This window comes from Arthrobacter sp. APC 3897, from assembly GCF_030407495.1.
Classification (GTDB): domain Bacteria; phylum Actinomycetota; class Actinomycetes; order Actinomycetales; family Micrococcaceae; genus Arthrobacter_B.
Genome location: NZ_JASDDG010000006.1, coordinates 47285 through 73791 on the forward strand (window position 1 = coordinate 47285; position 26507 = coordinate 73791).

The following is a 26507-nucleotide window of genomic DNA, read 5'->3' on the forward strand; positions in this document are numbered from 1 at the left end:
AACGCCCGGCCAATTGGCCGGGCGTTTCCTTTTTAATGAGGGCACATCTTCGGTCAGTGGCGTGCCGGCCGAGGCCTGACAGTCAGGCCGCGGGCTGCTCTTCCGTGGTTGAGTCTCCGCCGTTCCCGCCGTCTTCATGGTGGTCACCGTCTTCATGGTGGTCACCATGGCCGCGGCCGTCCCTGTCTCCGTGCCGGTCCTTCGCCGGACGGTCGTCCGCCGGGCGGTCGTCCGGGGTACCTTCCCCGGTAGTGCCGTCCTGGAGTTCCTGCCCGTCATCCTGAGGCTCGTTTCCGCCGCCGCGCATCTTGTCGCCGCCGTCGCCCCTCTCCTTTTCCGGCTTGGATTCAGCATCCTTGTCCGTGTCCCGGTCCTGCTGGTTCTCCTCCGGGTTCTCCTCCTGCTGCCGGTTCTCCTGCTGCTCAGTCACTGATGCCTGTTCCTGGTCAACACCGTTGTCACCAGTGGCCAGGCCGGCAAAAAAGGCACCACCGAGCAGTGCCAGACCTCCCACAACGCCAAGAATCCAACCCAGCGGGCCTCGAACCTTATCCCGGAAAGCCATTGTGTTTGTTCACCTCCATATAGTCGTTCACCTACACAACTATTCTCGGAGCCGATTCTTCGAGGATTCTTAGACTTCCACTGCTCCTGCCCGCCGCTCAGGCCGGGGAATGCTCCCGTGCTGCCGGCAACCGCACTTCCAGCACACCCCCCGAGCCGTTCACTGCCGGCAGGGCCTGGACGCTGCCCCCGTACCGTGCCGCAATTTCCGCCACGAGGGCCAGTCCCAAGCCGTAGTGCCGCGGCCCTGATGTTTCGTCTGTCCGGTCGCGGGCCGAGGCAAACCGTTCAAAGGCCTGCCTGCTGAAACCGGGAGGAAAACCCGGGCCGTCATCGGACACACGAATGACCGCTTCCCGGCCGCTTTTTCGAACCGAGAAGCGCACCCGTGAACGGGCATACTCCAGGGCGTTATCGCCAAGGGCCGTAAATACCCGCTGCAGTGCGAACTGTCCGCCCCGCACCGGCACCTGCGGATCAGGGGCGTCCAGTTCCAGCACCAATCCCCGCCGATGAGCCGCCGGCTGCAGGGAGTTGACGGCGGAGCCGGCCAGTTCCACCAGGTTGATCTCCTCCAGGGGGCCCGTGTGCCGGGGATCGGCAGACATCAGCAAGTCTTCGAGGATCCCGTTGAGCACCTTGGTGTCCTCCACCACCTCGTCGGCAGCGTGAACCGCGGCGTCCCGGAACCGGGGTTCCACTGCCTCTGCGGACAGACGGCGGCGAAGCATCTGGGCACGCATGCTCAGGAGCGTGAGCGGTGTCCTCAATTCATGGCTGGCATCAGCAACGAAACGCCGCTGCAGGGCCAGGGCTTCGGCCATCGGCCGCATGGCAGCCCGCGCCGCCCAGGCCGACAGCGCGCCGGCGGCGATCCCTGCCGCCAGAACCGACACCACCAGTGCCAGGGCCAGACGGCGCAGCTGCTCAGCCGCGTCCCCCGTATCGACTGCCGCCTGCACCACATCACCTCCGCGGCGGACAGTGAGGACTTCATAGCTACGGTCCCCTGCAGTCACCAGGTCCCGCCGGGATTCTCCGCTTGCTGCAACGTCGGCCAGCGCCTCTTCGTCAGGCAAACCCGAAGGCATATTGCGGGACACAGCCAGCCGGCCGTCGTCGTACACGGCCAAAAACACATCCAGCGGAACGTCCCGCGGAGACTTGGAATCCACCGCTGAAAGCAGGGTCTGCTCAGCAGCGCTCCTGGTCTGGGTGGACACCAGTCCGTACACGAGGACGGCAGCCAATCCCAGCAGGACCACCGTCAGTGCGGTGAACTGCACTGCCAGGCGCAGTGCGGCGCGGCGCAGTTCAGCCTCCTCCAGGCTGCGCGGTTTCCCGCTCAGCCGCCGCCGGATTCTCATGGCCCGGTACCGAGCCGATAACCGATCCCGCGCACCGTCAGGACTGTTTCCCTGCCGAGCTTGCGCCGGAGGTAATGCACATAGGTGTCCACCACGCCGTCGTCGTCGGCCTCAGGAAAGACCGCGTCCAACAGGTCAGCCCGCGGAAAAACCTGGCCGGGCCTGCGGGCAAGGTGTTCCAGCAGGGCACTCTCACGCTCCGAGAGCACCACCACGTTTCCGGCGTCTGTTGTTACCGTGCGGCCGGCGGTGTCGAGCACGCCGCCGGGCACGGGCAGAACAGGAACCCGGGTGATGTTCCGGCGCCGCAGTGCACGAAGCCGGGCCAGGAGTTCGTCAATGTCAAAAGGCTTGGCCAGGTAGTCTTCGGCTCCGCGGTCCAGTCCCTCGACGCGGTCCGCGGGGTTGCCCAGGGCGGACAGGATGAGGGCCGGTGTCAGCACCCCGCGGCTGCGGAGCCGGGTCAGCACATCCAGCCCCTCGATGGCGGGCAGTCCACGGTCCAGGAGCAGAACGTCGTAGGGGCGGGTGAGACCTTCGTGGAGTGCGCGCTGGCCGTCAAAAGCCAGGGTGACGGCATAGCCCTCCGATTCCAGGAGGTCCGCCAGCATCCGGGACAGCTGCCGGTCATCTTCCACGACGAGAATCCGGGGTCGGTCCGTCATGCCGCGAGTCTATATGCCTGGCTTCCGGCGGACCCGGGGTCAGCTCCGGTTTGGCTGCCGGTACCCCTCAACTGGTGGTGCCGCGCTCTCTGTGGAGGGAGCCTGCGGTTCCCTGCGGCGGGTGGTGAGCAGGACGACGGCGACGGCAACTGCCGCCCCGATGGTGGTTTCCACGGCCCGGTCAATGGTCAGGTCCCGGACCGGCTGGGTGGATACGAAGCCGGTCATCAGCAGGGCCACAGGGGTCAGGAACACCATGGCCAGCGCATAGTGCCGGATAACATACATCTCCCCGGCAAACTGCAGCAGGGTCAACAGGACAGCCAGCTGCACCGGCGTCCAGTCCGGTTGGAGGAGCAGCGCGGAGAGCAGCACTCCGGCGTAGGTTCCCGCGATGAAATGAGCGGCCCGCAGCGGTGCTCGGGCCGTACTTGCGGCAGCAATCGGAGCACAGGCAGCCAGCATCGCCCAGTAGCTGTGTCCGGGACCGGCGACGACGGCGAGTGAACCGGCCGCTGCCACGGCGGCGACGTATCTGCCCGAATGCTGCAGGATCGCCCGCCAGTTCGGCGGCGGCACGGCAGGCCGGTGCAGGTGCGGGCTGTGGCGGCGGGCATGGGCGCGCCCGGCAATACCCAGGACGACCGCCGTTACCGCGCCGCCTCCTGCCGCCAGGGCAGCTTCCCCCACGGTTCCCGTGAAGGGCGCAGCGGCCGTTGCGGTGAAAGCGAAGATGTAGGTGAACGGTCCGGCGGGCCGGACCCGCAGATAATCGGCGGCAACGGAAATGATGCCGGCAATGACTGTGGCGGCGGCAACAACTTCCCAGTCGCTTCGACCGGCCAGGGACATGGAGACACCGGCAGTCACGGTCAGGATCATGAGTACACCGGACTGTGCCTGATGCCGGAGCCGGCGCCAGTGGGGTTCGCTGCGGCCAAAGACTCCTGTCAGCGAACCGAAAATGGCGCACATGGTCAGGTCCGTACGGCCGAGGAGAATCAGCACCAGTAACGGGATCAGGAGGCCGGCGGCAACCCTCACCGCCGGGAATCTGTGGCCGCGGCCTGCCGGGACCGCCAGGAAGTCTCGAATTGCCACCCCATAAGCCTATGAGCAGACCGCGCTGCAGCCGCGGAGCCACCCACGTGATGCCGGTCGCAGCTACATCCTCGCCTTGGTTTTTGCCGTGGCCTTCGCTGACCAGGGATCCTCGGGCCAGGGATGCTTGGGATACCGGCCGCGCATTTGCGCCCGGACCTGCTGATACGGCCCGGCCCAGAATGAAGCCAGGTCATCCGTGACGGCGAGGGGCTGGCGTGCCGGTGAGAGCAGGTGGAAGAGCACCGGCACCCTGCCCTGAACCACCCGCGGGGTTTCCGCCCAGCCGAAGCACTCCTGCAGCTTGACGGCCACAACCGGCCTGCCATCCTCGTCGTCGGGGTCCGGATAACCAATCCGTACCTGGGATCCGCTGGGAACGGCCAGCCGTTCCGGCGCCAGCTCTGCCAGCCGGGATGCCTCGGGCCAGGGCAGCAGCCGGCGCAGCGGCTCGGTGAGATCGATGCCGTTTACGGAGGCACCTGCGGCGAGCGCGTTGAGTTCCGGTGCCAGCCAATCGTCCAACCTTGCCAGCAGCGCCGATTCCGAGACATCCGGCCACGGATCCCCCAGCTCCCGGTGGATCAGGGCCAGGCGGCGGCGGAGGGAATCCGCGGCGGGAGAGAACCCGATGACGCCGAGGCCCTCCGTCGCCACAGCACGTGCCACGGCCGGTTTCCCCTCCTCAGCAGACGGACGGACAGGCGTTGAGGACAACACGATCGCGCCCAGCCGGCGTTCCCGCCGGGCCGTGACCCGGCCGGAGACGAATCGTGCCTCCATTGTGTCCGTGAGCAGGTGCCGTGCCGCGGCAGCAGCAGCTTCCTCACTCAACGGTGCCGCGGCACGGATGACGGCACCCGTTCCCGCTGCGTCCCTTCCCTGGGCGCGGGTCACTTCGGCAACTGCCAACCATTCATGGCCTGTCAGCGGACTGCCCGCCGGCAAGCCTGCGCGTGTCCCTGAGGAGAGCAGATAGCGCTCAGGTCCTTCGCCGGGCACCCGCCGGGCTATGCGGTCCGGAAACGCGAGCCCGATCACGAAGCCCACGGCGTCGGCGGCTGCCACATCAACAGGTTTCTCCCGGGCCGGTTTCTCTCTGCGGGCTGTTCCGTTGCGCGGAGCTGCTTCGCCACGCCGGGCAATGGACTGCATGCGCCGTACGTCCTCCGACCAGCGCCGCTCTCCGGCATCCCGTCCCGAGCGCAGCGCGGTGAGAAGGCGCGTGAGGTCGGCACCCGGCGCGCGGTGGTCTCCGGCAACCAGGGCCACGGTCTCGGCCGCCGGACGAGCGCCAACCACACCGGACCCGTCCAGCAGTGCCCGCGCCAATCTGGGGTCGGCAGGGATTCCTGCCAGCGTTTTACCGAGCGGTGTGGCGGCGCCGGAGGCTTCCACCGCACCAAGGTCCCGCAGCACGCTTTGGGCGTCTGCCATGGCGGTGCGCGGCGGTGTATCCGGCAAAGCCAGTCCTTCACCGCCCGGTGCACCCCAGCAGGCCAGCACCAGGGTTGCAGCCGTCAGGTCCGCGACGGAGATCTCCGGTGTTTGATGCGCGGGTGCGGCTCCGAAGGTTCGTTCGTCGTAGCACCGGATGACTCGCCCCGGCCCCTGGCGGGCAGCGCGTCCGGCGCGTTGTTCCGCGGAAGCCCGGGAACAGGATACGGTCATCAGGCCCGACATGCCGCGCACTGCATCCCGGCGCGGTTCCCGGGCCAGGCCGGAATCGATGACCAGACGCACACCCGGAACCGTCAGGGAGGATTCAGCCAGACTGGTGGAGACGATAATGCGCGGCTTGTCACCGGCTGACCTCCCGGAGACAGCTCTGTCCTGTTCCCTCGGATCGATTTGTCCATGCAGCTCCAGCACCTCGGTTCCGGTGCCTGCCCGGCTGCGGATGCGTGCGGCCACTGCGGAAACTTCCCAGGCGCCCGGCACGAAGACAAGGGCGTCGGCCTCCGGGTTTTCGGCCAGCAGCTCGTTGTGTGTTTCGGCAGCTGTATCAGCCACGTGCTGCAGGAAACTGCGGGTCACTCCGTGCTCGTCCAACCGCAGGGACGGCGCCGGAACCCACCGGACGTCCAGCGGATACAGTGCCGAGGAGCAGCCGACGACGGGAACCGGGCCGTCCCCGAATCCCCCGCTGCCGTTTGCGCCGCCAATCAGCGCAGCAAAGCGGGGTGCATCCAGGGTGGCCGACATGGCCACAAGGGTGAGGTCGTCGCGCAGCTGCCGGACTTCAGTGAGCATGCCCAGCAACAGATCCGTTTCCAACCCGCGCTCGTGGACCTCGTCCAGGACCACAGCAGCGGTGCCGTCCAATCCCGGATCGGCCAGCAAACGGCGCAGCAGGATCCCCGGGGTGACGAATTCGATGACCGTTTCCGGCCCGGTGTGGCTTTCACCGCGGACGGTGTAGCCGACCCTGCCGCCCAACCGGCTCCCGTCCAGCACTGCGAGCCGGCGCGCTGCCGACCTCGCGGCCACCCGGCGCGGCTGGGTCACGATAATCCGCGACTGCGGCTCAGCGGGAGCTTTGTTGATGAGCAGATTGGCCAGCAGCGGCGGAACCAAGGTTGTTTTACCGGTCCCCGGCGGCGCCTGGACCACGGCCGCGTTCCTTCCGTTCAGCGGGTCCAGAACGGCCTCCAGATCCGGCAGCGCCTCGGCGAAGACCAGTCCCGAGCCGATGTGCTGCAGGTTGAACGGAGGCCGGGCCGGGGCGTTTGGCCGGTCCGGATTGCCGGTTGAATGCTGTGTGCTCACCGGTCCATTCTCCCGTGTCCGGCAGGAGTGGTGGTGACCACCGTGTGCCTGCTGTCCGGGCATGGCGGCCGGTGTGTTCTCCGGTGTGTCCCGTTGGTCCGTGTCCCGTGTACCGCGCGGGCGGTGTCCCGCGCAGCCCGGGCAGTGCTCATCGTTACTGCAATTCCAGCAGTTTGGTCCCGCACTGCTATGAACCGTGCCAAGCCCTTCGGCACCAATCGTGCCTTCGCATCCATGGCTGTTAGCCGCCCTGCCCCGGCAACCGCATACAACCGCCGCAGCCTTCCACGCCAACCCTGCGCGGGCCTGCGCCGCAGCCGCCGCTGACTTTAATTCCTCCAGCAACCGAATCTCGTTGCATCCGCTCACCACCCGCTCACCAGCCTCCAGCGATATCCGGTCGACAGCCGGGCTTTCTCCGGGGCGGCCGAGATGAGCGCTGCGAACCGGGAAACCCGCTTCGAGGAGATGCTGACCGGGACGGCACCTTTGTCATACATTCGCCTCAACGTTAAAACCACCCTCAACGCTAGAACCACCCTCAACGCTAGAACCACCGAAGAGAAGAAGGCCCCGTGGACTCCCCTCACGTTCCCATCCCCGTTCGACTGTTCCCCGGATGGGCTGAATCTCCGGTCTGGCTTTCTGACGGCCCCGTCAGTTTCGGGGACTCGCACCTCAGCGAACAGCTCAAAACGGACCTGGCCGGCTGGGAAAACCGCTACTACGCCTCAATCACCGGCGCGGCTCCCGGCAGCAGGCGCACAAGGCTAAAGCCTACGAACCGGGCTCACGGAGAGCAGGGAAGAACGCTGGCCGCTCACCTTGCAGCAGAGCTGGGAAATGACTTTGTTGTGGAGTTCGAGAACAGCAGTGGAAAGCACCGCAGCATCCGAAGCAGTTCGCCGGCAACAAATCCTGCGGCCGCGGGAGCCTTCACCGCCAGATATAGGGACGCACAGTCCGAAGCCGAAACGCTCGAGCGTGCCGGTGGACCTTTGAACGCCCATGCACCGCTGTCCGGTGCCCAACTCGGCAGTTCCTCTGGCACCAGCCCCAACGCAGCGAGCCCCACCGGCGGCCTCACCCCGGCATTGGCCGGACTGAACTGCCTCAGCACCGGAACCAGCTCCGCTGAGGCCCTGGCGTTTTTTGACTCCCTTCCTCCGGTTGGCATCGATGAGCTCAGCGGTTCATGGCAGGGGGCAGAAGTGCCAACCGGCCATCCCCTCGACGGTGTACTGGGCAGCTTAGGCTGGCAGGGGAAGAAATTCGAGGGCGCCGAGGCCGCACACCCACTGGTCTTCAGCGGCAGGGACGGCAGCCTCTTCGAGGTGAATCCGCGGTTTGTTCCGCTTCGGACAGCCCTAAGGCTCGGCCCCGTCCTGCGCCGTCCGGCCGTTGGCCGCGTCATCAGCCCGCTGCTGCGGCTGCTCCGAACAACCCGACCAAGGGCACGGGTCCGCCTGATGGAATACCGCGGCACAGTGTCGGCCACCATGATCTACGACGCCCTGCCCATCAACGATGCCTTCCGCAGAGTGGACGCGGACAACCTGCTGGGAGCGATGGACATGCCCGGACCCCATCCTCCCTTCATGTTTACGCTGGCGAGGATCAGCTAGCGGGCAGCACGCCCGGCCCGGTCTCTTGCCCCGCGCCGCCGCAGCTGTGACAGTATCCCTGTGCACCGGAACATTCCTGAAGAACGGCTCGCAGCACGGCTCCGGGCGGCCGGGTGTGTCTTCGCCGAGGAAGAAGCCCGTCTCCTGCTTGCTGAAGCCGTCAAGCGCAGCGCTGAGTCAGCTGGTTTAAAGAACCTCGAACGGATGGTGCAGCAACGATGCGCCGGGCTGCCGCTGGAACAGGTCCTCGGTTGGGCCGCATTCTGCGGGCTCCGGGTACAGGTCTTTCCCGGCGTCTTCATTCCCCGGCGGCGGACGGAATTCCTGGCCGCCCACGCCATCTCGCTGATCAGCGCCCTGGCCAAGCCGGTGCTCATTGAGCTTTGCTGCGGCTCCGGAGCCGTCAGCCTGGCGATCGCCTCCCGTACCAGCCATTCGCTGGAGGCCTACGCCGTGGACCTCCACCCCGCAGCCGTTGCGTGTGCCCGCATCAACCTGGCGGGCCGGGCAACCGTTCTGGCCGGCGATCTTTTCAGTGCGCTGCCGCCATCCCTGCCCGGCCGGGCGGACGTCGTCGTCGCGAATGCACCCTACGTCCCCACCGCACAACTGGACACCCTGCCTCTTGAAGCGCGCGATCATGAACCGGTTGTCACGCGCGACGGCGGCGCTGACGGCCTCACCCTCATTCGGCGCATCATCGGGTCGGCGTCTGACTGGCTGGCACCCGGAGGTTCGGTACTGGTGGAGTGCAGCGCAGGGCAGGCGCCCGTTGTGGCACAGCTCCTGGCGGCACAGGGGCTGCGTCCCGAAATCATCACCGGCGGGGACGCCGAGGCAACAATCGCCGTCGGCCGGCGGGCACCCGGTACGGCGGCTGTCCGGAAATAGGGAAGACTGGAAGCTCACCATCTTCTAAGGCGGAACCCCTTGATTACTCTTCAGCAGGACAATGACGGCTTCATCCGCATGGACCGGCACTACCCCAAGTCCGCCCCGGTCAGCATCGTTTTCACGGACGGCACCACCGAAGTCCTGACGGGCGCCCGGATCAACAAGGCGTACGACGACGCCCTGGCAGTTTTCCGCGCGAAGAACCGTTTGGACGCCAAAGGTTTCAACCGCCTCGCGAACAAGCAGGCCCCGGACAACAACAAGATCAATTTCGTTCCGGTTTCCCCCGGGATGGGCGGCTAGGACAACTCAGTACGCGTCCTCCTCAGGAGTCCGTCCCGCCGGAAAATGCCCGGTCATGAGCCGCAGCAGCTCCGGCACCACGGCGGGATGGAAATAGTGGCCCATGCCGGGCACCGTCACCAGCCGCGAACCGGAAATGGCCGCAGCGGTTGCCGCTCCCCCACTGGGATGCACAATGGGGTCCCGGTCACCGTGGATCACCAGTGTTGGCGCCTTGATCCCGGCAAGATCGGCCGTCCGGTCCGCTGAAGCGTTAATGGCACCGAGGTGCCGGGAACGTGCTGTTCCGTTGTCCGGATACACGCCCCGGTCCCAGGCCAGTCCGCCGGCCCGGGCTTCTTCCGCCGGGTCCGCCGGATGCACCCGGCCCGACAGATGGCGCATCATGCCCACGCGGTCCTTGATGAATTCCTCCCGTGTCCGCGGCGGCCGGGCGGCAAACCGGCGTTTGGTTGACAGTGCCGCAGCGCCGGTTTTCCGTGCACCGGTGGTGGAGATGATCGAGGTGAGGGTCAGGACCCGGTCCGGATAATGAGCCGCAACGGATTGGGCAATCATGCCGCCCATGGACATTCCCGCCACATGCGCCCGGTCCACCTGAAGGTGGTCCAGCAGACCCACCACGTCTTCGGCCATATCTTCAATCCGGTACGCGCCGGGCACCGGTTGGGCCAGCGCCAGCTGCAGCAGGCTGGGCACGGGGTTAGTCATCCGGCTGGAACGCCCCGCGTCACGGTTATCCAGGCGAATCACCCGGTATCCGGCGGCTGCCAGCCCGTTCACAAACGCAGCGTTCCAGGACAGCAAATCCATCCCCAGGCCTGCCACGAGGACCACCGGCTCACCGTCGTCGGGTCCGTCAAGGCGATAGCAGAGCCGGACTCCTGACCCGAGAGTTACAAAGCGGTCTTCCTCCTGCGTGCCGGGCAGGATCCCCTGCGGACCCGAGAACTGCAGATGCCCATCAACCAGTGCCCCCTTTTGCAGGTCCCGGCGGTCGGCCAAAAAGTTCATGGTCATGAGCCAGGGCGCCTGTGTTCCCTGCCGCGGCAGGTCAGCCATGCTGCGCTGGATATACCCGGCACCAAAATCCAGCAGCGGCCGCGTGGGCATGCCCGCCGGCGCCTCGGGAACGGCGGCGGTGTGGCCGAGGCGGTCCATGCGGGTCAGCAGCCGGGAGAACCACCGCGTCAGCAGCCCTACCTTCAGGGTCCATGACGCGTTGGTGTAGCCGATGGCAAACGCCATGTTCGGGATGCCGCTGAGCATGACGCCCCGGTACGCGACGGTCTCCGTAAGGTTTACCGGCACGCCGTCCAGCCTCAGCTCCATGCCGCCCAGAATCCGCAGGGACAAGCCGGTGGCGGTCACGACGACGTCGGCTTCCACTTCTTTCCCGGATGCCAGGCGCACGCCGTGTTCGGTAAACGCGGCCGTCTGGCCGGTGACCATGGTGGCGTTGCCGCTGCCCAGCGCCTTGAAGAAATCACCGTCCGGAACGGCGCACAGCCGCTGGTCCCACGGCCGGTAGGGCGGATTCAGGTGCGTGTCCAGGTCAAAGTCCTCCGGCAGCACACGGGACTGGATGCCGCGGATGAGCTTCTGCGCCTGGGTGGGCCAGCGCTGGCAGAAGGCCCAGATGGCGCGCTGCCGGCGGGCACTGACTTCGGCCATGATCTTTCCGGTGCGTTCGGGTCCGACGACGCCGCGCAGCCTCCGCGCGATCGGATCCTCCGCGGGGATGGGAAGGATATAGGTGGGGGTGCGCTGGATCATCGTCACCCGGGCACCAAGTTCCACGAGCGCCGGTACGAGAGTCACCGCGGTGGCGCCGCTGCCGATGACGGCGACCCGTTGGCCGGACACCTCCAGATCTTCCGGCCAGTCCTGCGGATGCACAATCCGACCGCTGAACCGCTCACGCCCGGGAATCTCGGGGGTGTATCCCTCGTCGTAGCGGTAGTAGCCGGCAGCGTTGAAGATCCAGCCGGCGGTCAGGTGCAGGGTTTCTCCGGTGCCCTCAGGCTCGGCCGGCGCTGAGTCCGAAACTGAGTCCGGGCCGGGTTCCGGAGTCCTGGTGCGCTCCACGGTGATGTTCCACCGTGCATCCCGGCTGGACCAATCCGCTGAAATCACCTTGTGGTGGTAGCGGATCAGGGCGTCCACGCCGTACTCGGCGGCAGTCTCTTTCAGATAGGACAGGATGCTCGGCCCGTCCGCAATGGCCTTTTCCTCCAGCCACGGGCGGAAGTCGTAACCGAAGGTGTACAGGTCGGAGTCCGAGCGCACTCCCGGATACCGGAAGAGGTCCCAGGTTCCTCCTGAACGGCCGCGGGATTCAAGGAGTGCGATGGATCGGCCGGGATGATCGGTGAGCAGCCGGCATGCAGCGCCTATTCCACTCAGCCCGGCGCCGATGATCAGCACATCCAGGTGTTCCAACGTATTTCCGGATTCCATCACGGGCTCCCTGTCATTGCGTGAATTTCCGTTCGATCAGAAGCTAACACGTTGCACCGACGCTACCCCTTAGGATGTGGGGATGCCTGCCGCCGAGATCTGTCAGTACGATCCCGCATGGCCGGTGCTTGCCCGCGCCTGGCTTATAAGGATCGAAGCCTCACTCGCCGGGCTGAAGGACTCATCCTCTTTCACTTACGAGCACATCGGCTCGACCGCCGTTCCCGGACTTGCAGCGAAACCCGTCATCGACCTCCAGATCCGCACCAAAACCTTGCCGGCGGCAGATGCGGCAGGATTCACCGTTCGGCGACTATGTGCTGGTCTTCCGGGATTGGCTGCGCGAAAACCCGGACGAAGCACGGAACTACGAAACGGTGAAGCGGACCCTGGCGGTGCAGCACGCTTCGGCCTCCGATTACGACGACCACACCCGCGCAAAGACCGCCTTCCTGGACAGGGCACAGACCAGAATGGCCGCCGGAGCCGGTTTGGATGAGCGCACCGGTTAGATGACAGCCCGGCTGGGCGACAACCCGCTGGGCGACAGTCAGGCTAGACGGGCGGCTCGGGATCGTACTGGATGCCGCGGCGGACTTCGCGGGCCCGATCCTCGCCGGCGGGACGGCCAGCGAGAATCCCCGCCGCCGCATAAACAAGACTGCCGGTGCAGACACTGGTCATCAGCGGAACATCCGAGCGCATGCTGCGGATCCAATCCAGATGCTCCTCATCCTTGGTCAGGGCGCGGGTGCCGAAACCGCCCGGATGAAGGAACACCTCAAAGTCCGGGGCTTCAGCACGTGACAGATGCGGCGTCATGACCATCCCTTTTGCCGCCGTTACGGGTTTCCCGTCCGCAGTAACGAGCGCGACGTCGTACCCGTCCTCCGGATAGTGCCGCGTCCAGTAGGCCAGAACTTCCCAGGGCCCGACAGCGTCGAGCTCCTCCACGCCGTCGAAAAGCAGAATACCCATGTGCTTCATAGGTTCCTTTCAGGGATCAAATGGACTAACACAGGTACTTCCCGCCGGCCGTGAAAATAACCTCAGCCTCCGCCTCCGTGAAGCCGCGCTCCACGAGGGACTCCAGGGCCTGCTCGGGAGTTGGTGCCCTCTCCGGATCGATGCAGGCCACATACCCCGTGGTGAGGAGCCCTTGGTCGTCAATCCGTTCCGGTGTCAGGGTGGGGGCGCTCCGCCTCACTTCGTCAAAGAAGGCAGTTCCTCTCGGGATTCCGCCGGGCAGGGGCGGCAGCGACTTCGGCTCGTCCATGGTCACGGTGGCGTAAATGGCAGCCTCCGAATAACTGGCATCCAGCTGATCGGCCACATGCTCCACGTCCAGTACCCGCCCGGGGATACCAAGGCGGGTGGCCGAGAGGTCGGCCAGGAACCAGTTGTACCCTTGGGCGTAATGCACCAGCTCGTCGCTGCCTCCAGTGCCTGCGACCAGGTCATAGACAGCAGCCCGGTCTTCGGAAGTTTCGAACCAGAAAACCCCGGCCGAACGTGTGCACATTCTGATTTCTGCCACGGATCCGCCGCCGTCCAGGAACTCCGCCGTGTGGAAGTAGTCCGGCGGCTCAGGCTCGTCATCGTCGCAGCCCGCCACGGTGTCAACGGCCTGATAAGCGGCGCCCATCGATGCATACGTGGCCGTAGCCGTCTCGGTTGCGGTCGCCGTCGGCCCCACCTCTTCGCCGCACCCGGTGGATGCTGCCGCCAGAGCGCAGACACCGGCGGCCACGGCGTAGGCGCGCACCGAGCGTTTCATGGCGACACCCGTCTGCCGGAGGGAGAATGCTCTTTGTTACGCACATCATGCCACAACCGTGCCCGCTGGGCTGGCGTGATGTCGCGCGGCCGGGATCCCGGGGCTTTCGTTGCCGAGCAGCACAAACGTATTTGCCATCTCGCTCAGGCCCGCTTCGGCCCGGTCTTCCCGGGAGCAGGCGTGCTCCCGAGCAAGTGCGTGTTCCGAAGCACGGCTAACGTTTGTGAACGACGTGCCAGTTCCCGGTCCGTGAGGCCGTGGGCCGCCGCCATGGCCCACTCGGGCCCCACCAAAATCCCAACTCCGAACAACGAAACAAACATGAGAACTGAACCGTCATTTTTCTGCCGATAATTCCGTGTGCCCCTCCCAGCCAAGGATTCCGGGGGAACACCGAGAATGCGTGCCCAAGATGCCCAGGGACTCACCGGCCCAGCTACCGCTGCAGCCGGACCCTTACGGAGACCGCGGCACAGACGATCACCACAGCTCCGCCCAGCACCGTGGGCCAGGTGAGCTGCTCGCCGATAAGCAGGGCAGCCCAGCAAATGGTCAGCACCGGCTGGACCAGCTGAATCTGGCTGACCTGGGCCATCGGGCCGATGGCCAGTCCCCGGTACCAGGCAAAGAACCCGAGGAACATGCTGACCACACCGAGATAGGCGAGCGCCATCCACTCACCTGCTGAGCCCGACGGCGGCTGCCTCACAACCGCAACTCCGGTCAGCACCAGCATCAGCGGTGCTGCGAGGACGAGCGCCCACGACACGGTTTGCCAGGCTCCGAGTTCCCGCGCCAGCAAACCACCCTCGGCGTAACCGACGGCGGCTGCCGCCACGGCGCCGAAGAGCAGCAGGTCGGACCAGTGGAGGCCGCCAAGTCCCCCGCCGTGGAGGGCAGCAAAAACCAGCACCGCGGCTGCGCCGGCACCGGCCATGATCCAAAAGAACAGCGGCGGACGTTCATGTCCCCGCAGGACGGCGGCCACAGCTGTGGCCGCAGGCAGCAGGCCGATGACGACGGCGCCGTGGCTGGCCGGAGCAGTTGTCAGCGCGAAGGATGTCAACAGCGGAAATCCAAGGACGACGCCGCCGGCCACCAGCGCCAGGCGCGCCCACTGCCGCCGCTGCGGAAAATGCTGCCTGGTCAAAGCCAGGGCTGCCGCTGCCAGGAGCGCGGCAATAACGGCTCGGGCGGAACCAATGAAGAGCGGAGTGAGTCCGCCGTCCTGCACCGCAATCCGGGTCACCGGCAGGGTCAGGGAAAACGCCGCAACGCCCAGCAAACCCCACCCCAGCCCGGCCTTCAAGCCGGCGCCGGAAGTGGATAGCGGTGGTGCCTGTCGAAGAGTAGCGCTACTATGCTGTGTCATGTCTCACGATAGCAGCAGCGTACGCATCGTCACAGGCCTGCGTGCCTGGATTTCGACGGCGGCGCCGGGTACCCGAATCCCCTCCACCCGTGAGCTGGTGGCCCAGTACGCCGCCAGTCCGGTGACCGTGCAGAAGGCCCTGCGGACACTGAGCGCGCAGGGGGTCATCGAAAGCCGCCCGGGCGTGGGTACCTTTGTCCGCGCCGCCCGGACAGCGCGCGCCCACGACTACGGATGGCAGACCGCGGCACTTGGCTCTCCCCAGGCCCGTTTGCCTCAGTTGTCCGCTGCCCTGCGGACCGCCCCCCATGACGTCATTGCCCTGCACTCCGGGTATCCCGACCGGGAGCTGCTGCCCGAGCGGCTCGTCCGGGCAGCCTTCACGCGGGCGGCGCGCACCAGCGCCGCACTGAGCCGTTCCCCCGCAGCTGGTCTACCTGAATTGCAGGCATGGTTCGCCGCCGAGCTCGAAGCCGCGGCCCCGGCCGGTTCCGCTCCCCCGGTGGCGTCCGACGTCGTCGTCCTCCCCGGCAGCCAGAGTGGACTCAGCACCGCCTTCCGGGCACTGGTGGGTTCCGGCCGGCCGCTGCTGATGGAATCGCCCACATATTGGGGCGCCATCCTCGCTGCGGAGCAGGCCGGGGTGGAGGTCGTTCCGATCCCGAGCGGTGTCAGCGGCCCCGATCCCGACGACCTGGTGCGCGCCTTCGAGCAGACCGGCGCCCGCGCTTTTTACGCCCAGCCCACTTTTGCCAACCCCACCGGCATCCAGTGGGCGTCGGATCTTTCGGCTGAGGTGCTCGACGTCGTGCGCCGGTTCGGTGCGTTCCTCATCGAGGACGACTGGGCCCACGATTTCGGTATCACCGCGGACCCGGCCCCCTTGGCGGCGCGGGACGACGGCGGACACGTGGTCTACCTCCGGTCGTTGACCAAGAGCGTGTCTCCGGCGGTACGGGTTGCCGGAATTGTGGCCCGTGGACCGGCCCGGCAACGTATCCTTGCCGACACCCAGGCGCAGTCCATGTACGTCAGCCCAATTCTGCAGGCGGTGGCACTCGACGTCGTGACCCAGCCCGCGTGGAGAACCCACCTGCGCGGACTGCGACGGCAGCTGGCTGACCGCCGCGATCTGCTGGCGGCGTCGCTGCGTGAGCATGTGCCCGGGGCTGAGCTGCCGGTCCTGCCGCGCGGAGGGCTGAACCTGTGGCTGCATCTGCCGGACGGCACCGACCTGCCCCGGCTCGTGAGGGACTGTGAGAGCGGCGGCGTCGTCGTCGGCACCGGAAACGAGTGGTTCCCGGCCGAGCCCACGGGACCGCATCTCAGACTGAACTATTCCGGGCAGGATCCGGGCGCCTTCCCGGAAGGAGCCCGGATTATCGGCAGCGCCCTGGCACGGCAGCAGGGGAAGCCCTAGCCGCTGCGGCGGGATGCGTCGGGATCGTCGGGAGCCTCCTCGCGGCGTTCCTTGAGGAGTTCTTTCGTGCGGACCAGGCGCAGGGCAGTCACCAGCACCAGTCCGCCCACCATGTTGAAGAGCAGCGTGTAAGCAAACCAGGTGAGCCATTCAAGGTAGGTGATCCCGGCGCCGGACTGGATGGCGCCGAAGATCAGCAGGGAATCCAGAATGGAATGGAACATCTGGAGTCCGGCCAGGAGGAAGCCGCCGATCACGGTGGCCACGATCTTGGCCGGGTCCGAGGAGGTGCCCTGCTGCATGCGGCTCATCAGCGTGATGGTGCTTCCGCCCAGGACCGCCAGCGCAACGGTCTGCAGGGAGAAGGGTGCGTCGGTGAAGTGCCGGGCTGATTCCTCGATGAGACTCTCCCACTGCGGGAAAGCCTGCATCACAATCCACATGATGATCCACCCGCCGGCAAGGTTGCCCAGCAGCGTGACTCCCCAGAGCTTGCCGAGCTGACGCAGCCTGGCTTCCTTCGCAATAACGGCTGCCACCGGCATCAGGAAGTTCTCGGTAAAAAGCTCGCTGTGGGCCAGGAACAGCGCAATCAAGCCCACACTGAAGGCTATTCCGGCCAGGAGATGGTCTCCCGTTTGATGCATCACGGCCAGATAAGCCAGGACGCCCAGTCCCACCTCGAGCCCGCCGAACACGCCCGTCACCAGGACGGCACGGAACGTACGGTGCAACCGTTCAGCGCCTTCGGTGACGGTGTTTTCAAAGGACTCCTGCAGTTCGTCCTCAACGGGAGCTTCCGACTCCCCGATTTCCCTGCGGCGTTGCTCGCTCATGCCGTTCCCTTCGCTGCGTTTGCATCCTGAACTTCGGACTGCGCCGGGTACAACACTAAGCCTGCTGACTAAGTTAGGGGGAACGCCGGGAGATCACGGTCCAAACTAGACTGGCAGGCATGGCTTTATCGACGACTGATCACGGCACGCGGCCCCGCACCGCGCTCCTCTGGCTGATTCTTGGCCTACCCGCCGCCCTGGCGCTTGTAGTCCTTGGCGCCCAGATCCACGGGCTGGACTTCACCGTGTACCGCGAAGGTGCGCTGGCGTTCCTGGGCAGGAGCGAGCACCAGCTGTATGACCCCAGCCTGGTGGAGACGGACACCCGCGGGCTGCCGTTCACGTATCCGCCGTTCGCCGCGCTGCTGCTGGCACCTTTTGCTTTCCTGCCCGAAGCCGCCGGGCTGGTGCTCCTGACCGCAACTTCCTGCATCTGTCTTCTGGCGGTTGCCGTCTTGACGGCCCGCTACCTGCAGCTCAATGATGCCGTCCCCGCCCGGATCCAGGCGGTGCTCGGCGGTCCCGCCGGAATCATTGTCCTGGCCACGGTGCTGATTGGCCTGCTCGGGCCGTGGCGTGAAGGCCTTGGCTTCGGACAGATCAATCCGATGCTCATGCTCCTGATCGCGGCGGATCTCCTCCGCCCCGCCGGCCGCGTGCCGCGCGGTCTGCTGATCGGGCTGGCGGCCGGCATCAAGCTCACGCCCCTGGCCTTCGGACTGATTTTCCTGGTGCGCCGCGACTGGCGCGCCGTCCTCACCATGGGGGCCGCTTTTGCCGCCACGGTGGCGGCGGGGTGGCTTGCCTCCCCGGCGCAGTCGCGCACCTTTTGGTTCGATGCGCTCTCAGACCCCAGCCGAGTGGGCGACACCACCGACATGTACAACGTGTCGCTGAACTCGATGATCGCGCATCTGGGCACGCCCGGGGCCCTCCAGCGTCCGCTGTGGCTGGCGGCCGGTGCCGCCGTCGTCGTGCTGGGTTTCCTGGCCATCCGCCGAGCCGATATGCGCGGGGACACCGTGGCCGCGATCAGCGCCAACGCCGTGGTGATGCTGGCGATTTCCCCCATCTCCTGGTTCCACCACTGGGTCTGGATTGCCCTGGTCCTGCCGGCGCTGTGGGTGTCGGTACGACGGCGGCCGGCCCGGGTGCGCGCGGCGGGAACCGTGCTGGCCGCAGCCATGGTGCCCGTGTTCATGCTCTCTTCCATCACCGTCACGATGACCCTCACCGGCGAGGTCAGCGGGCAGGGACCTGCCGCTCTGGAGCTGTTCACCAGCCTTGGCGTGATCCTTCCGATCCTGGCCCTGGTTTACTGGGCAACGGATCCTGCCCCGGAGGCGGGCGGCGCTGAGACGTTGGCCAGGTTCCGTTCAACCCGTCCCCGGAGCGTTGAGGCCCCCGGCCCGGCGAGCTGATCCAGATAGGCGGCGCGGCCGGCCATGCTCATGACCAGGGCAAGGACCGGTCCTGTGACCAGGAATCCGTAGCCCGCGTTGAAGGTGCTGTCCGTTGACCGAAGCTGCAGACCTTCGGCATAGGTTTTGCTGGGAACGGCGAAATCCCGGGAGGCAAAGAACTCGGCGACCGGGTCCAGGGCCTCCGGAGCCGGAGTCCGGGGTAACCCCAGCGGCTGGCGGATGTCCTGGGCATGCACCAGCACTTCACCCAGGTACGCTGCGGTGTGTGCCGAGGGGGCGGTGGTGCTGTTGATGACGGCCCGGAACCCCTGCAGCGTTTGCGCCGGAGTAAAGCCCAGATGCTCGGCCACCCGCCGCTGGTTATGGACATCGGGACGGAAACGGGCGCTGATCATGCTCCGCATCCACTGCCGCTGGTTGGTGCTTGCCGCTGCGGTGAGGTGTGCGAGGACCTGCTCAACCGTCCACCCGGTGCACAGCGTGCCGTGCTGCCACTGTTCACCGGAGAGGTTGTCGAGGTCCTCGGCCAGCTTTGCGCGCTCCGTGTGGATCAGGGCCCACAAGTCCTCTCCGGTGCTTTTCCCTGTGCTCATGATTTCACTCTCACGTAATGACTGCGGCGTGTTGTGCTGCGTGCGCACGGCTGCCCCAGTTCTAGCAAACGTCCTGCACCGGCAAAAGGCCCGCCTCCAAAACGGAGCCCGTCACCAGCCGATCCGCCGGCGCTTGTTCCGGATGCTGCCCAGGGGTTCCCAGAAGAAATCAAACGTATCGTTCGGCGAACCCATGAAACGCTGAGAGAAGACGACGCCGATATCCCCGCCGGGATAGACGGCAGCGCTTACTCCGGAACCGCCGGCCCAGCCCCACATGCCCGGTTCGGACCAGGGCGCGCCCAAACCGATTTGCACAGCTGTCATGAAGCCCCAGGACTCGTCGGGGCCGGCCATATCGATCATGCCGGCACGCTGCTGCGAGGTCAGCTGGTCTGCCGTCATCTGTGCGCGGAGTTCAGGCGGCAGCACGGTGTCATCGGCCAGACCCGCCAGAAACGCCATGTAGTCCGGAACCGTGGAGACCAGGCCTCCGGCAAGGGATCCAAACACCGGCGGAGCCGCAAACACATCCCGGTAGGATTCCGCTTCCCGCAACCCGGTATCGGTTGCTTCATACACGGCGGGAAACTCCTCCTTCCCGCTGGGGAACCCGGTGCCGGCCAGCCCAAACGGCCCGGCGAGCCGGTCACCCACCAGCCGGTCCAGCGGCGTGAGCGCAGCCGCGGGAAGGAGTACCGAAAGAACGTCCGCTGATGCGTGGTACATCCAGCGGTCCCCGGGCTGATGTGCCAGCGGCAGGTCCGCCACCTGTGCCAAATACTCGGACGGGGGCACCCCGGGCGGATTGGGTCCCCACAAGAGCTCCCTTGTGGCCGCTGCATAAGGGGTGCGGCCAAAGTCGATGCCGAACCCGGCAGTGAAGGTGAGCAGGTGGCGGACGGTGATTGGACTGCGGGCCGGCACGGTGACGGAAAGCGGCGCATCCGGAGTTGCCAGGACGCGCGGGGCGGCCAGCGCCGGAAGCCAGCGGGCGACGTCGTCGTCCAGTCCCAGCGTTCCGTCCGCCACCAGGGACAGGGCCAGCGCCCCGCCCATTAGCTTGCTCAGTGACGAGATTCGGAACGGAGTGTCCTCGGTCATCGGCGCCGAGGCCGAGGTGTCGAGGAAACCGGCGGCAAAGATCTCAGTCTCACCGTCAATGCGGATGCCCGCCACCAGTCCCGGGCACCAGCCTGATTCAACGGTTTCAGTAAGCGCGTTCCACAACGGTGCGGCTCTTGACATGCGTCAACTGTCCGCCAGCGGCAGACGGAAGGTCAACACCAACCCGCCCGGAGGAATCAGTTCGGAATCCGCTCCGTCAGCCAGTTCAGGATGTCCGGCCAGAGTTTGTCCTTCATCGCGCGCCGAAAGAAACCCATGTGTCCGATGGCGGGAACTCCCGCATCTCCGGGGGTGCAGCTGAGGAGTTGGACGCGGGCGTTCACCAAATGGCCGAAGAACGGGGCAAGCTGGGCGGGCGTGGCCCACAGATCGTCGCTGAGTCCGACGGCGAGGACATCGGTCCTTACCCCGGCGGCCCGTTCGGCAGCGCGCATCCCGGGGTCATCGAAAAAGTACCCGGGCTTGCGGGACCAGCGGCTCCACTCCAGCACCGCGGTGCCGGGCATGTCCTCCCCCAGCCCCAGCCGCCGTGCCGGAGCGAAGCCCAGCAGCCGTGCGCACATCGGTCCAATGAAACGCAGCACCAGCGTCACCCGGATCCGTTCCCTGCGGACTTCGACGGCGCGCGTGACGCCGCCGTGCGAGCCCACGGCCACAAAGCCGGCCAACTTCCCGGTTCCGCTGCCAAGGACCAGGGACTGTCCGCCGAGCGAGTGCCCGACGGCGAACTGCGGCAGACCGGAAAAGCGGGCGGCCATCCACTCGGCCGCCGCCGGGACGTCCTGTTCCATCCAGTCCCGCATCCGCAGGTTCCGGTACTGCTTGGGGCTTCCGGAGGTGCCGATTCCGCGGTAGTCGTAGGTGAGGACTGCGCATCCGTTCTCACACAGGTACTCGGCAAAGCCGGTGTACAGCCGTTGCGCAACCGCCGTCGCAGAGTGGATCACCACAGCGGCAAGGGGTGCCCCCTCGGACGGCGTGCGCAGGATGCCGGTCACCGATCCCCCGGCGGCCACGGGAATGGTGAGCTGCTCGGCGGCGGCCGGGAACGCATTCTTGTTGGGCATGCGATCAATATACGCACGGGTGCGGCAGCCCACAGTCTTAGCGGGGAATCTTCGGAGTGGTCAATCGGCAGCAGAACCTGCCGCGGCGGGCCCTTCTGGCAGCGGCGAACGGCTCCTATCGTGGAGGCATGCCGCATTTGCCGCGCCGGAGGCTCCCGGCGGCCCATATCTCGGATGAGTCCCACCGGGTCACCACCTTTGAACTGTTTTTTGACCTCATGTTCGTGTTCGCATTTACCCAGGTCACCGGGTTCATGGTGCATGAGCATTCCTTCCCTGGGGTGCTGCAGGGGATGGTCATCCTGGTTCTGCTCTGGTGGTCCTGGGCTCCCTTTTCCTGGCTCGCGAACCAGGCCCATGCGGATGCCGGCCTGATGCGCTTTGGACTGGCCGCCGTCATGGTGGCAGTCTTCATGGCCGCGCTGGCCATTCCGGAGGCGTTTGATGATCTCCGCGGCGGACTCGACGGCCCGGTGGTGCTCGCCCTGACGTACGCGGCGGTGCGGCTCCTCCATCTGGGGCTGTACGTCTACGCCGCCGGCAACGACCGGCCGCTGCAGCGCCAGATCGGCAAGCTCACCGTTACAGCGGTACTTGGAGCAACCCTGGTTCTGGCCGGGGCACTGCTGGGCGGACCCGCCCAAACCTGGTTGTGGCTGGCCGGCATGGTGCTGGACACCGTGCTCACTTTCCTGATTTCCCGGCACGGCAACTGGCGGATCCACTCCGCGGCGCACTGGACCGAACGGTACGGGCTGGTGGTGATTCTGGCGCTCGGCGAATCCATCGTTGCCATCGGCGTCGGTGCTTCCGAGGTGCCGGTGAGTATTCCGGTGCTGGCCGGAGCGGCGGCGGGCATCTGCCTGTCGATTGGACTCTGGTGGATCTACTTCGATGTCACGGCCATCGCCGCAGAACACCATTTTGCCGCCCTGCGCGGCTCCGCCCGCTCTTCTGCCGCTGTCGAGGCTTACACGTACCTGCATCTGCCCCTGGTTGCCGGAATTGTCCTCACTGCGGTGGGAGTGGAAGACGCCCTGGCACATGTGGAGGACGGCAAGGCCCTGAGCGTCCTTGGAGTGTTCACCCTGTTTGCCGGCCCCGCGCTGTATGTGCTCAGCAGTGCTGCCTTCCGGCGGCGGATGGGCGGGGGCTGGGAGAAGTGGCGCCTCGGGACGGCCGCCCTGCTCCTGGCGGTGCCGGCCGCTCGTCCCCCGCTCAGCCCCCTGACAGCACTCCTGCTGGTCACCGCCCTCACCGCCGCACTGGTGGCCGTGGAAAGCCTGCACTATGCCGGGGACAGGCGGCGAATCAGAGGCATGGACGCGGCAGGGGCCGGGGAATCATGACGCCCGCTTCGGAATGGAACGCCGGTCCGGACCGGACCGCGTCGGCGGCGGTGCCTGTGTCGCTGCCCTTCACCGGGAAATGGAAGGTGGAGAACAGTCCGCTGCGCCGGGTCCCCAGTCACGGCACCCATCTGCTCGGCAGCACCTACGCCATCGATTTTGTGGGCGTGGACGACGCCGGGCGAACAGCTCCCGCCGTCACGTGGCGGACGGCGCTCGCCACGGAGCCGCCCGAGCTGTTTTTCGCTTTCGGCCGCCCAGTCCTCGCCCCGGTCAGCGGCGGCGTTGTGGCAGTGCATGACGGAGAATCCGACCACGAAGCCCGCCGTTCCCGGCTGGCCCTGATCCCTTACCTGCTGGGACAGCCCGCCCGGCTGCGGAGTGGAATTGGGGCCATCGGCGGCAACTACGTCCTCATTGCCAGGCCCGGCGGCGGCGCGGTGGTGGGGGTGATGCACCTGCGGTCCGGTTCGCTCCGGGTGCGCCCGGGACAGCAAATCCGCGAAGGCGAACAGATCGGTGAGTGCGGCAACTCCGGCAATTCCACCCAGCCGCACGTGCATGTGCAGGCCATGGACCGGGCGGATCCGTGGACCGCCCGCGGCCTGCCGCTGGTTTTCCGTTCCTTCTCTGAAAAGCCGGCCGGCGGCACCGCGTTCCTTGCCCGCCGCACAACACTGCCCCGGGAGGCCTCCATTGTGGAAGCTTCCCGGGGCAGCGGTGACGAGGTCCGGAGCTAGACGCGCGTGCCCGTACCTGCCGAAGAACCGGCCATGGCGTCATCGGTGGACACACCGCGCCGCTTGTCGAAGATGGTGGCTCCAACTTCCTGCTCGGCCTGGTTGCGGATACTCAGGTCGATCCCGGGCCGGTCGCGCAGCATCATGGTGGCCGCTGCCGCCAGTACGATCATGACCAACAGGTAGGCGGAGACCGCCGTCGTCGAACCGGTGGCCTTGACCAGGGCGGACGCAATGGTGGGCGCGAAGGCACCGCCAATGATGGCGCCCACAGCGTAGGAAACGGAGACGCCGGAGAAGCGGATGGAGGCCGGGAAAATCTCGCTGTACCACGCTGCCTGCGGGCCGTAGGTCAGGCCGAGGCCAACCGTGAACAGGGCCAGTCCCAGGAACAGGATCCAGATGTCCCCGGAGTTGATGAGCCAGAACAGCGGGAACACCGTCAGTGCCAGGCACGCGAACCCAATCAGGTAGGTGTTCTTCCGGCCGATCTTGTCCGCCATGAAGCCGCTGATCAGGGTGAACAGGAACCACAGGGCCGCGGAGCCGGAGACGGCCAGCAGCACGTCGGTGCGGTCCAGGGCAACCGGGCCGTCCGGGTTGGTGGAGTAGTTCAGGATGAACCCGCCGGTGGTCATGTAACCCGCGGCGCTGTTGCCGGCGAACACCAGGGCAGCGAGGATGACCAGCTTCCAGTGGTTCCGGAACAGTTCCACGATGGGCATCTGGGTCTGCTTTTTCTTTTCCGCGATTTCCTCGAAAACGGGGCTTTCGCTCACGGACATCCGGACCAGGAAGCCCACCACAATGAGCACGATGCTCAGCAGGAACGGTACGCGCCAGCCCCACTCCACAAACGCGTCACCGGGAGAGATGACACCGGTCATCAGCGCCGTAACGCCGGAGGCCAGCAGCATGCCCAGCGGCACACCGAGCTGCGGGAAGGAGCCGAAGAGTCCGCGCTTGTTCCGCGGGGCGTGTTCCACGGACATCAGGACCGCACCGCCCCATTCGCCGCCGGCGGAGATGCCCTGGATGATGCGCAGGAGCACCAGCAGGATGGGCGCCCAGATGCCGGCGGTGGCGTGGGTGGGCAGCAGGCCGATCAGCGTGGTGGCACCGCCCATGAGCAGCAGGGTCAGGACCAGCATGGCCTTGCGGCCGATCTTGTCTCCGTAATGACCGGCCAGGAACGCGCCGAGCGGGCGGAACAGGAAGCTCAGGCCCACCGAGGCGAAGGTGACCAGCGTGGCGAATTCCTCTCCGGCCGGCTTGAAGAAGAGCTGGGAGAAAACCAGCCCTGCTGCCGTGGCGTAGATGAAGAAGTCATACCATTCGACGGTTGTGCCGATCAGGGTGGCTACGGCCACTCTGCGGGTGTCTTGCGTGGGTTTTCCGGGTTTTGCTCCGCCGGCGCGTGGGCCGGCTTTCGCGCTTGTTGCCATGGGGGATCCTTATTCAGTAACTGGCGCGGGCGTCGTCGTCCGCGGATGAAACATAGGTGGCGGCCAGGGCCTCGCTGCCGCGGGCCAGAAGTGCGACGTCGGCGCCTACCAGGATGAAGTCAACGCCGGCCGCGATGTAGCGCCGGGCGGTTGCCTCGGCGAATGCGTTCACGCCCACCGGTTTGCCGGCGGCTTTGATTTCGCGGATGCAGTGCTCGACGGCGGCCACCACGTCAGGGTGGTCCTGTTGGCCGAGATGGCCCATGGACGCGGCAAGGTCGGACGGGCCGATGAAGAGCCCGTCCACGCCGTCGACCTCGGCAATGGCCATCACGTTCTCCACGGCGGCTGCCGTCTCGATCTGCACCAGCAGCGTCAGGGTTTCCGCGGCGTTCTGCAGATACCCGTCGATCCGGTTCCAGCGGGATGCCCGGGCGAGGGCACTGCCCACGCCGCGGATGCCGTGCGGCGGATACTGTACGGCGCGGACCAGGTCAGCGGCCTGTTCCGGGGTGTCCACCATGGGAATGAGCAGGTTCTGCGCCCCCAGATCCAGATACTGCTTGATCAGCACGGGATCACCCGACGGCGGACGCACCACCGGGGCCACCGGATAACCATGGACGGCCTGCAGCTGGGCGAGCAGGGATTCCAGCCCGTTGGGACTGTGTTCGGCGTCGAACAGCAGCCAGTCCAGGCCGGACCCGGCACAGATCTCGGCGACCAGCTGGCTGCCGGAGCACACCCACATGCCGGTCTGGCGTCCGCCGGCGGCGAGCCGGGCGGCGAAAGATTCCTCTGGGGCTACTCGAAGCGGCATGTGATGGTTCCCAACGGTCCGTAGTCGGCAAGCACGGTGTCGCCCTTGTAGACCCACATGGGCCGGGTGAAGGAGCCGGCAAGGATGATCTCCCCTGCCTCCAGCGAGGTCTGGTGCGCGGCCAGTTTGTTCGCCAGCCAGTACACTCCGGCGGCCGGGTGGTTCAGCACTCCGGCCGCGACTCCGGTCTCCTCGATGCCCTGGTTGCGGTAGAGCAGGGCGGAGACCCAGCGCAGGTCAACGTCGGAGGCCTTCACCGGGTTTCCGCCCACCACCATGGCGCCCATCGCGGCGTTGTCCGCGATGGTGTCCACGATGGTCCGGCCTTCCATCTCGATCCGGGAATCCAGGATTTCCAGGGCGGGAACCACGTAGTCCGTGGCGTCCAGGACGTCGAAGATGGTGCAGTGCGGGCCGGCCAGCGGTTTGCCCAGCACAAAGGCCAGTTCCACCTCAATCCGGGGATGGGTGTATTCATCCCACTGCACGGTGCAGCCGTTTTCCAGCACCATGTCATCGAGGATGACGCCGTAATCCGGTTCGGTGATGCCGGTGGCGGCCTGCATCGCCTTGGAGGTCAGGCCGATCTTGTGCCCGGCAAGCCGGCGGCCGGAGGCCAGCAGCCGGTCCGCCCAGAGGTTCTGCACCGCGTAGGAATCCGCGATGGTCATCTCGGGATAACGGGCGGTCAGCCGCGGAACCGGGGTCCGGGTCCGCTTGGCTTCGACCAGCTCATCGGCCACCGCCTGGAGGGTTGATTTATCTAGCACCGCACTACTTTCTGGTTG

24 protein-coding genes and 1 pseudogene are annotated in these 26507 nt (G+C 66.5%); 9 read left to right on the plus strand and 16 right to left on the minus strand.

Going from position 1 to position 26507, the window contains the following annotated elements; all coding sequences use genetic code 11:
• Window positions 1–82: 82 nt before the first annotated feature.
• The 5 genes from QMA10_RS04630 to hrpB form a co-directional block, all read right to left on the minus strand.
• Window positions 83–565, minus strand: coding sequence for a hypothetical protein (locus QMA10_RS04630; RefSeq protein WP_290166543.1), 483 nt, complete (start codon window positions 563–565; stop codon window positions 83–85).
• Between the two features lie 97 nt (window positions 566–662).
• A complete protein-coding gene (locus tag QMA10_RS04635; RefSeq protein ID WP_290166545.1) occupies window positions 663–1931 on the minus strand; it encodes a HAMP domain-containing sensor histidine kinase in 1269 nt (422 codons plus the stop codon).
• The gene (locus tag QMA10_RS04640) at window positions 1928–2596 is read right to left on the minus strand and encodes a response regulator transcription factor (protein WP_290166547.1); all 669 of its coding nucleotides are present in this window, start codon (window positions 2594–2596) and stop codon (window positions 1928–1930) included. Before QMA10_RS04640 ends, QMA10_RS04635 begins: the two co-directional genes overlap by 4 nt.
• Window positions 2597–2635: 39 nt before the next feature.
• The gene (locus tag QMA10_RS04645) at window positions 2636–3697 is read right to left on the minus strand and encodes an FUSC family protein (protein WP_290166548.1); all 1062 of its coding nucleotides are present in this window, start codon (window positions 3695–3697) and stop codon (window positions 2636–2638) included.
• A 63-nt stretch (window positions 3698–3760) separates the two neighbouring features.
• Window positions 3761–6529 (minus strand): ATP-dependent helicase HrpB, encoded by a 2769-nt coding sequence (hrpB, locus tag QMA10_RS04650; protein WP_290166549.1) that lies wholly within the window; start codon window positions 6527–6529, stop codon window positions 3761–3763.
• Window positions 6530–7041: 512 nt separating this feature from the next.
• On the opposite strand from hrpB, the gene QMA10_RS04655 reads away from it, so the two are divergent.
• Genes QMA10_RS04655 through QMA10_RS04665 form a run of 3 tightly spaced genes read left to right on the plus strand, consistent with a single transcriptional unit; the run spans window position 7042 to window position 9288 of the window.
• Window positions 7042–8091 carry a DUF4334 domain-containing protein gene (locus QMA10_RS04655; RefSeq protein WP_290166551.1) on the plus strand — a complete coding sequence of 350 codons (1050 nt, stop codon included), beginning with the start codon at window positions 7042–7044 and terminating at the stop codon, window positions 8089–8091.
• Between the two features lie 60 nt (window positions 8092–8151).
• Window positions 8152–8982 carry a putative protein N(5)-glutamine methyltransferase gene (locus tag QMA10_RS04660; RefSeq protein ID WP_290166552.1) on the plus strand — a complete coding sequence of 277 codons (831 nt, stop codon included), beginning with the start codon at window positions 8152–8154 and terminating at the stop codon, window positions 8980–8982.
• A 39-nt stretch (window positions 8983–9021) separates the two neighbouring features.
• Window positions 9022–9288 carry a hypothetical protein gene (locus QMA10_RS04665; RefSeq protein ID WP_290166553.1) on the plus strand — a complete coding sequence of 89 codons (267 nt, stop codon included), beginning with the start codon at window positions 9022–9024 and terminating at the stop codon, window positions 9286–9288.
• A 6-nt stretch (window positions 9289–9294) separates the two neighbouring features.
• Here the strand turns inward: QMA10_RS04665 and QMA10_RS04670 are convergent, their stop codons facing one another.
• A complete protein-coding gene (locus tag QMA10_RS04670; protein WP_290166555.1) occupies window positions 9295–11748 on the minus strand; it encodes an alpha/beta fold hydrolase in 2454 nt (817 codons plus the stop codon).
• Between the two features lie 82 nt (window positions 11749–11830).
• On the opposite strand from QMA10_RS04670, the pseudogene QMA10_RS04675 reads away from it, so the two are divergent.
• Both QMA10_RS04675 and QMA10_RS04680 read left to right on the plus strand, forming a co-directional pair.
• Window positions 11831–11974 (plus strand): annotated as a pseudogene (locus tag QMA10_RS04675) (GrpB family protein); the annotation flags it as partial.
• A 61-nt stretch (window positions 11975–12035) separates the two neighbouring features.
• Window positions 12036–12260, plus strand: coding sequence for a GrpB family protein (locus tag QMA10_RS04680; RefSeq protein ID WP_290166557.1), 225 nt, complete (start codon window positions 12036–12038; stop codon window positions 12258–12260).
• A 43-nt stretch (window positions 12261–12303) separates the two neighbouring features.
• On the opposite strand, the gene QMA10_RS04685 is transcribed toward QMA10_RS04680, so the two are convergent.
• The 3 genes from QMA10_RS04685 to QMA10_RS04695 all read right to left on the minus strand — a co-directional run bounded on the left by QMA10_RS04685 (window position 12304) and on the right by QMA10_RS04695 (window position 14897).
• The gene (locus QMA10_RS04685; protein ID WP_290166559.1) at window positions 12304–12726 is read right to left on the minus strand and encodes a DJ-1/PfpI family protein; all 423 of its coding nucleotides are present in this window, start codon (window positions 12724–12726) and stop codon (window positions 12304–12306) included.
• A gap of 34 nt (window positions 12727–12760) precedes the next feature.
• On the minus strand, window positions 12761–13525 hold the full coding sequence (locus QMA10_RS04690) for a hypothetical protein (RefSeq protein WP_290166560.1): 765 nt from the start codon (window positions 13523–13525) through the stop codon (window positions 12761–12763).
• A gap of 436 nt (window positions 13526–13961) precedes the next feature.
• The gene (locus tag QMA10_RS04695) at window positions 13962–14897 is read right to left on the minus strand and encodes a DMT family transporter (RefSeq protein ID WP_290166561.1); all 936 of its coding nucleotides are present in this window, start codon (window positions 14895–14897) and stop codon (window positions 13962–13964) included.
• Here QMA10_RS04695 and QMA10_RS04700 point away from each other — a divergent pair.
• Complete coding sequence (locus QMA10_RS04700) at window positions 14896–16317, plus strand: PLP-dependent aminotransferase family protein (RefSeq protein WP_290166563.1); 1422 nt, start codon at window positions 14896–14898, stop codon at window positions 16315–16317. The genes QMA10_RS04695 and QMA10_RS04700 overlap by 2 nt on opposite strands.
• Here the strand turns inward: QMA10_RS04700 and QMA10_RS04705 are convergent.
• Window positions 16314–17153: a formate/nitrite transporter family protein gene (locus QMA10_RS04705; protein WP_290166565.1), complete on the minus strand. Its 840-nt coding sequence runs from the start codon at window positions 17151–17153 to the stop codon at window positions 16314–16316. The two genes, QMA10_RS04700 and QMA10_RS04705, sit on opposite strands and share 4 nt — an antisense overlap.
• A 119-nt stretch (window positions 17154–17272) precedes the next feature.
• On the opposite strand from QMA10_RS04705, the gene QMA10_RS04710 reads away from it, so the two are divergent.
• A complete protein-coding gene (locus QMA10_RS04710) occupies window positions 17273–18574 on the plus strand; it encodes a glycosyltransferase 87 family protein (RefSeq protein WP_290166566.1) in 1302 nt (433 codons plus the stop codon).
• Here the strand turns inward: QMA10_RS04710 and QMA10_RS04715 are convergent.
• The 3 genes from QMA10_RS04715 to QMA10_RS04725 form a co-directional block, all read right to left on the minus strand.
• The gene (locus QMA10_RS04715) at window positions 18469–19170 is read right to left on the minus strand and encodes a maleylpyruvate isomerase family mycothiol-dependent enzyme (protein ID WP_290166568.1); all 702 of its coding nucleotides are present in this window, start codon (window positions 19168–19170) and stop codon (window positions 18469–18471) included. The two genes, QMA10_RS04710 and QMA10_RS04715, sit on opposite strands and share 106 nt — an antisense overlap.
• 111 nt (window positions 19171–19281) lie before the next feature.
• Window positions 19282–20418 carry a serine hydrolase domain-containing protein gene (locus tag QMA10_RS04720; RefSeq protein ID WP_290166569.1) on the minus strand — a complete coding sequence of 379 codons (1137 nt, stop codon included), beginning with the start codon at window positions 20416–20418 and terminating at the stop codon, window positions 19282–19284.
• A 56-nt stretch (window positions 20419–20474) separates the two neighbouring features.
• On the minus strand, window positions 20475–21365 hold the full coding sequence (locus QMA10_RS04725) for an alpha/beta fold hydrolase (RefSeq protein ID WP_290166571.1): 891 nt from the start codon (window positions 21363–21365) through the stop codon (window positions 20475–20477).
• A 128-nt stretch (window positions 21366–21493) separates the two neighbouring features.
• Here QMA10_RS04725 and QMA10_RS04730 point away from each other — a divergent pair, with 128 nt between their 5' ends.
• Both QMA10_RS04730 and QMA10_RS04735 read left to right on the plus strand, forming a co-directional pair.
• The gene (locus QMA10_RS04730; RefSeq protein WP_290166572.1) at window positions 21494–22714 is read left to right on the plus strand and encodes a low temperature requirement protein A; all 1221 of its coding nucleotides are present in this window, start codon (window positions 21494–21496) and stop codon (window positions 22712–22714) included.
• Window positions 22711–23454, plus strand: a complete 744-nt coding sequence (locus tag QMA10_RS04735) for a M23 family metallopeptidase (RefSeq protein ID WP_290166574.1) — start codon at window positions 22711–22713, stop codon at window positions 23452–23454. The genes QMA10_RS04730 and QMA10_RS04735 overlap by 4 nt, the downstream gene beginning before the upstream one ends.
• Here QMA10_RS04735 and QMA10_RS04740 read toward each other — a convergent pair.
• Genes QMA10_RS04740 through hpaH form a run of 3 tightly spaced genes read right to left on the minus strand, consistent with a single transcriptional unit; the run spans window position 23451 to window position 26489 of the window.
• Window positions 23451–24899, minus strand: coding sequence for an MFS transporter (locus QMA10_RS04740; RefSeq protein WP_290166576.1), 1449 nt, complete (start codon window positions 24897–24899; stop codon window positions 23451–23453). The two genes, QMA10_RS04735 and QMA10_RS04740, sit on opposite strands and share 4 nt — an antisense overlap.
• Window positions 24900–24912: 13 nt before the next feature.
• Window positions 24913–25719, minus strand: coding sequence for an HpcH/HpaI aldolase/citrate lyase family protein (locus QMA10_RS04745; protein ID WP_290166578.1), 807 nt, complete (start codon window positions 25717–25719; stop codon window positions 24913–24915).
• Window positions 25704–26489, minus strand: a complete 786-nt coding sequence (gene hpaH / locus QMA10_RS04750; protein WP_290166580.1) for a 2-oxo-hept-4-ene-1,7-dioate hydratase — start codon at window positions 26487–26489, stop codon at window positions 25704–25706. The genes QMA10_RS04745 and hpaH overlap by 16 nt, the downstream gene beginning before the upstream one ends.
• Window positions 26490–26507: the final 18 nt, after the last annotated feature.

Bases quoted from the DNA above. Each gene is read 5' to 3' on its own strand.
- QMA10_RS04630 (WP_290166543.1), bottom strand. From the start codon at position 565: ATGGCTTTCCGGGATAAGGTTCGAGGCCCGCTGGGTTGGATTCTTGGC.
- QMA10_RS04635 (WP_290166545.1), bottom strand. From the start codon at position 1,931: ATGAGAATCCGGCGGCGGCTGAGCGGGAAACCGCGCAGCCTGGAGGAG.
- QMA10_RS04640 (WP_290166547.1), bottom strand. From the start codon at position 2,596: ATGACGGACCGACCCCGGATTCTCGTCGTGGAAGATGACCGGCAGCTG.
- hrpB (WP_290166549.1), bottom strand. From the start codon at position 6,529: ATGCCCGGACAGCAGGCACACGGTGGTCACCACCACTCCTGCCGGACA.
- QMA10_RS04670 (WP_290166555.1), bottom strand. From the start codon at position 11,748: ATGGAATCCGGAAATACGTTGGAACACCTGGATGTGCTGATCATCGGC.
- QMA10_RS04680 (WP_290166557.1), top strand. From the start codon at position 12,036: ATGCGGCAGGATTCACCGTTCGGCGACTATGTGCTGGTCTTCCGGGAT.
- QMA10_RS04685 (WP_290166559.1), bottom strand. From the start codon at position 12,726: ATGGGTATTCTGCTTTTCGACGGCGTGGAGGAGCTCGACGCTGTCGGG.
- QMA10_RS04690 (WP_290166560.1), bottom strand. From the start codon at position 13,525: ATGAAACGCTCGGTGCGCGCCTACGCCGTGGCCGCCGGTGTCTGCGCT.
- QMA10_RS04700 (WP_290166563.1), top strand. From the start codon at position 14,896: ATGTCTCACGATAGCAGCAGCGTACGCATCGTCACAGGCCTGCGTGCC.
- QMA10_RS04695 (WP_290166561.1), bottom strand. From the start codon at position 14,897: ATGACACAGCATAGTAGCGCTACTCTTCGACAGGCACCACCGCTATCC.
- QMA10_RS04705 (WP_290166565.1), bottom strand. From the start codon at position 17,153: ATGAGCGAGCAACGCCGCAGGGAAATCGGGGAGTCGGAAGCTCCCGTT.
- QMA10_RS04710 (WP_290166566.1), top strand. From the start codon at position 17,273: ATGGCTTTATCGACGACTGATCACGGCACGCGGCCCCGCACCGCGCTC.
- QMA10_RS04715 (WP_290166568.1), bottom strand. From the start codon at position 19,170: ATGAGCACAGGGAAAAGCACCGGAGAGGACTTGTGGGCCCTGATCCAC.
- QMA10_RS04720 (WP_290166569.1), bottom strand. From the start codon at position 20,418: ATGTCAAGAGCCGCACCGTTGTGGAACGCGCTTACTGAAACCGTTGAA.
- QMA10_RS04725 (WP_290166571.1), bottom strand. From the start codon at position 21,365: ATGCCCAACAAGAATGCGTTCCCGGCCGCCGCCGAGCAGCTCACCATT.
- QMA10_RS04730 (WP_290166572.1), top strand. From the start codon at position 21,494: ATGCCGCATTTGCCGCGCCGGAGGCTCCCGGCGGCCCATATCTCGGAT.
- QMA10_RS04735 (WP_290166574.1), top strand. From the start codon at position 22,711: ATGACGCCCGCTTCGGAATGGAACGCCGGTCCGGACCGGACCGCGTCG.
- QMA10_RS04740 (WP_290166576.1), bottom strand. From the start codon at position 24,899: ATGGCAACAAGCGCGAAAGCCGGCCCACGCGCCGGCGGAGCAAAACCC.
- QMA10_RS04745 (WP_290166578.1), bottom strand. From the start codon at position 25,719: ATGCCGCTTCGAGTAGCCCCAGAGGAATCTTTCGCCGCCCGGCTCGCC.